Origin of the sequence: Kordiimonas aquimaris (genome assembly GCF_025574485.1) — a bacterium.
Taxonomy (GTDB): domain Bacteria; phylum Pseudomonadota; class Alphaproteobacteria; order Sphingomonadales; family Kordiimonadaceae; genus Kordiimonas; species Kordiimonas aquimaris.
Genome location: NZ_JAOBPO010000014.1, coordinates 1 through 3,850, shown reverse-complemented (window position 1 = coordinate 3,850; position 3,850 = coordinate 1). Strand labels below are relative to the sequence as shown.

2 protein-coding genes are annotated in these 3,850 nt (G+C 43.3%); both read right to left on the bottom strand.

What is annotated here, in order from left to right:
• Positions 1 to 2,208, bottom strand: a 2,208-nt coding sequence (locus tag OEU88_RS17520) for a condensation domain-containing protein (protein WP_262696506.1), incomplete at its 3' end; no start/stop codon positions are given.
• The coding region (locus OEU88_RS17515; RefSeq protein ID WP_262696505.1) for a condensation domain-containing protein at positions 2,205 to 3,850 on the bottom strand (1,646 nt) is incomplete at its 5' end. The genes OEU88_RS17515 and OEU88_RS17520, both read right to left, overlap by 4 nt.

Genomic DNA, 3,850 nt, shown 5'->3' with positions numbered 1-3,850 from the left:
ACCAACACTTTTATGTTCGACACATACACCTTTGGGCTTTCCTGTAGAGCCTGAGGTATAGATCACATAAGCGAGGTGGTCGGAGCATATCCCCAAAGCCGAAGTATCAGGGTTAGTCTCAGGGTAAAATGACAACGCCTCAAGCTGCTCTGGCTCATCGAGAAGCACCAGCTCAGGGCGATCCTGACAACGCTCATCAAACAATGATAGATCAGTCGCTATAGAAGCCTGACCAATAACTATGTGAGCTTGTGTATCATCAAGCATAAACCGAAGGCGGTCCTCCGGATAATCAGGATCCAGCGGAACATAAGCACCACCAGCCTTAAGTATTCCCATAATACCGACAACCATCTCAAGAGAGCGGTCAAGGCAAAGACCCACTAGACTATCTGGCTTAACTCCCTGCTCAATCAGGTAATGTGCAAGCTGATTACTCCGCTTGTTTAACTCAGCATAACTAAGTTCACTACCCTCATAAACGACAGCAATGTTATCTGGAGTGCGGCTGGCTTGCTCTTCAAATAAAGTATGCAAACACTTGTCTGATGCATAAGCCGCAGATGTATCATTCCATTCAATAAGTAAGCGGTCACGCTCCAGAGAAGATAATAATGGTAAAGATTGCACCTGATCAGATAGACTAGCTTCAGCTATGCCGGTTAAAACATTCTCCAAGTGTGATTTAAGACGCTCAATTGTAGCAGGAGCAAAAACACTCGCCTGATACTTGAAAATACAATGTAAGCTTTCCTGATGATGAGCAACGATCGTAAGATTATAATTCGTTCGCTCATGCGAACCAAAAGATTCTAAACTTACGCCGTTTACTTCATCTGAAGCAGAAGATGCTAGAGTAGTATCAACAGGATAGTTCTCAAATACAACCAAACTGTCAAACAGAGCACTGCCGCTAGGAACACCACTTAATTTTTGTATCTCTGCAAGAGATAAATAACCATACCCTTCTCGGTCGATATTATCTCGATGAAGGGACTGTAAAAAATCGCCTAATTGAAGGCCTTCAACAAAACTAGCTTTAACTGGCACACTGTTAATAAACAGACCCACCATCGTCTCAACACCAGGCAAATCTGCTGGGCGTCCAGAAATAGTAGAGCCAAACACAACATCATTAGCACCACTATAGCGGTGTAACACATAAGCCCACGCTGCCTGCACTAATACATTCATCGTACTACGCGCGATACGAGCTTGCTCTTCTAGCTTCCTGCTTAAACTGGTAGAAAGCGTAAACTGCAATTCTTGTGATCCCATTACAGCAGGGTCAATGGGCAACTTATCAATCACCAATGGCGTCGGCGCTTCTATATCAGACAAATGGCTAGACCAAAAACGACTGGCATCACCCTGATCTTGCGAACGCAACCAAGTGATATAATTCTCATAAGGAATAACATCAGAAAGCAACGGAGAACCATCCCGGCAATACGCATGGTATGCGGAGAAAAAGTCACTAAACACAAGTGGTAGACCCCAACCATCCAAAAGCACATGATGGTGTGACCAAAGAAAATGATAGCGATCATCAGAAAGGCGTATTAAACTCATACGCATCAAGGGCGCCTGACCAAAATCAAACCCTATAGCTCGGTCTTTCTCGATATATTGTTTAAACTGCGCATCATGTTCGGCAATAGACACATGACGCCAATCCTCTTCAAAAAATGGAATATCAACACGGTCAAGAACAAGTTGATGCATATCCTCGCTATCAAGACCTATAAAGCAAGTCCTAAAAATATCGTGCCTATCAACAACATAATCCCAGGCGCGCTTAAATGCAGAGACATTTAAAGCACCAACAAAATCAGCAAATACCTGTGTCGTATAAGAGCCGGCGTTCTCATCAAGCAACCCATGAAAAACCATACCCTGCTGCATCGGGGTAGATACATAGAGCTTCGACAAATTGGGGTGCTCTGCCTGTAAAGCATCAAGAACTTTCTGATCAGAAAGTATTGTAGCATTAGGAAAATCAGAAGGCGTATACGTGTTGGTTAATAAGCTTCGCTCAATGAGTTCAAAACTAATTAGCCATTCTTCTATACTTTTTCTTTTTTCTCTGATTTCGTCGAGTATTTCATTTGGTATAGAATTTTTACTAAAGACTTTTAGCTCTGAATCTTGAATGTTAAATTTAATGCCTGATTTCGCACATTTCTCTATGAAAAGATCGATACTCATAGTTTATATTCCGTATATTCATCTAGCTCTTTCACTATTTTCACCTTTTGGTAAAGCGGAATGTTTTTCTTAATATTGCTATTACTTTCATGTTTCTGTGTGCACCATTTGATACATGCTGAGAGAGCTTGCTGATAAGCCTCGCTAAAAGCCTTGACCTGTTCTGGTGCGATACGATTTTTGGTGCTCGTGAAAGTAAAGGACAGCTTCCCTTCCATCACCACACCGTTAATCGCAATGAGTTCCTGTTGGGCTTGCCGCAGACTGCATTCATTGCCCTTATCCTCATAGGAAGGTTTAAAAGCCTTTTCTTGATTAAGGCTGTTGTCAAACTGCCCCATGTAGTTAAATACTATTGATGCATGATCTTGCTTCTCATCAAGTAATCGCAGTTCTTCATCCTTGACCATCTCGGTCAGAACGCCATACCCCACGCCATTGCGCGGCACACGGCGGTATTGCTCCTTGACACTCTTGATGAGATGATCAAACCCGTCGGAAGGTTGTTCTGACAAGACAAGTGGATAAATCGACGTAAACCAGCCGATTGTCTCACTCAAATCCATATCGTCGAAAATATCTTCACGACCATGCCCCTCCATTCTGAGGCGCAGAGCATGTTCACCGGTCCAATCGTGGTATGCCTTCAACAAAGCAGAAAGCAGCAGTTCATTAATGCGCGTGCGATACGCCTTATTGCATTCGCTCAACAGTTCACCAGTTTGCTCAGCATCAAGGGTAATTGTAGTATTATAGATGACATCAGTATCCGTCGAAGAAATACCTTGAGAAACGCCAGGTAAAACGCCAATAGGATACGATAACTGCTCAAGCCAGTAAGGGCGCTCACGCTCTAATATCTCTGTATCAGCATATTGAGATAATGCCGCTCCCCACTGTTGATATGAAGAACTCTTAAGCGCTAGAGAAATGTCTTCTCCCGCCAAAAGCTGATGGTAAGCAATCTCAATATCCGATAGCAATATCCGCCATGAAACACCATCAACAACCAAATGGTGTAAAACTAAAAGTAAACGCCCTTCCTGCTCTGGCCCATAATCAAAATAGCCGACCCTCAGCAAAGGGCCCTGCTCCAGATCCAAGCTCGCCTGCAAAATATTACAGCTCGCTAACTGTCGTTCCAATCGAGCAGTAGAAGATAAAGCGCTCATGTCTTCATAATATAAAGCGGCGGCTGTTAGCTCTTTAGTATATGGCACGTACTCACTGGAAAAGCCCTCCGCATCCCCATTGAACTTCAATCGTAGTACATCATGTCGCTGATAAAGAGACTCAATCAAAGCTCTTAAATGCTCTTGCTTCAAATCAACGGGGGTGCGCACAAGCATCGATTGATTGAAATGATGCGCGTCTATCAAACCTTTATTTAAAAAACTACGTTGAATTGGGAGTAAAAGTTGCTGGCCAATCACTGTATCTTGCGGAGCTAAAGTGGCTAACTCACTCTTCAAAAAAGGCACTAAACCTGCAATTGTTTGATGTTCGAATAACTCCCGGACAGTGAGTGAGATATCTAATGCCTTTGCGCGAGAAGCTATCTGAATAGACAGTATACTATCACCCCCAAGTTCGAAGAAGTTGTCATGCACACCTACGCGCTCTAGCTTGAGAACTTCCTGCC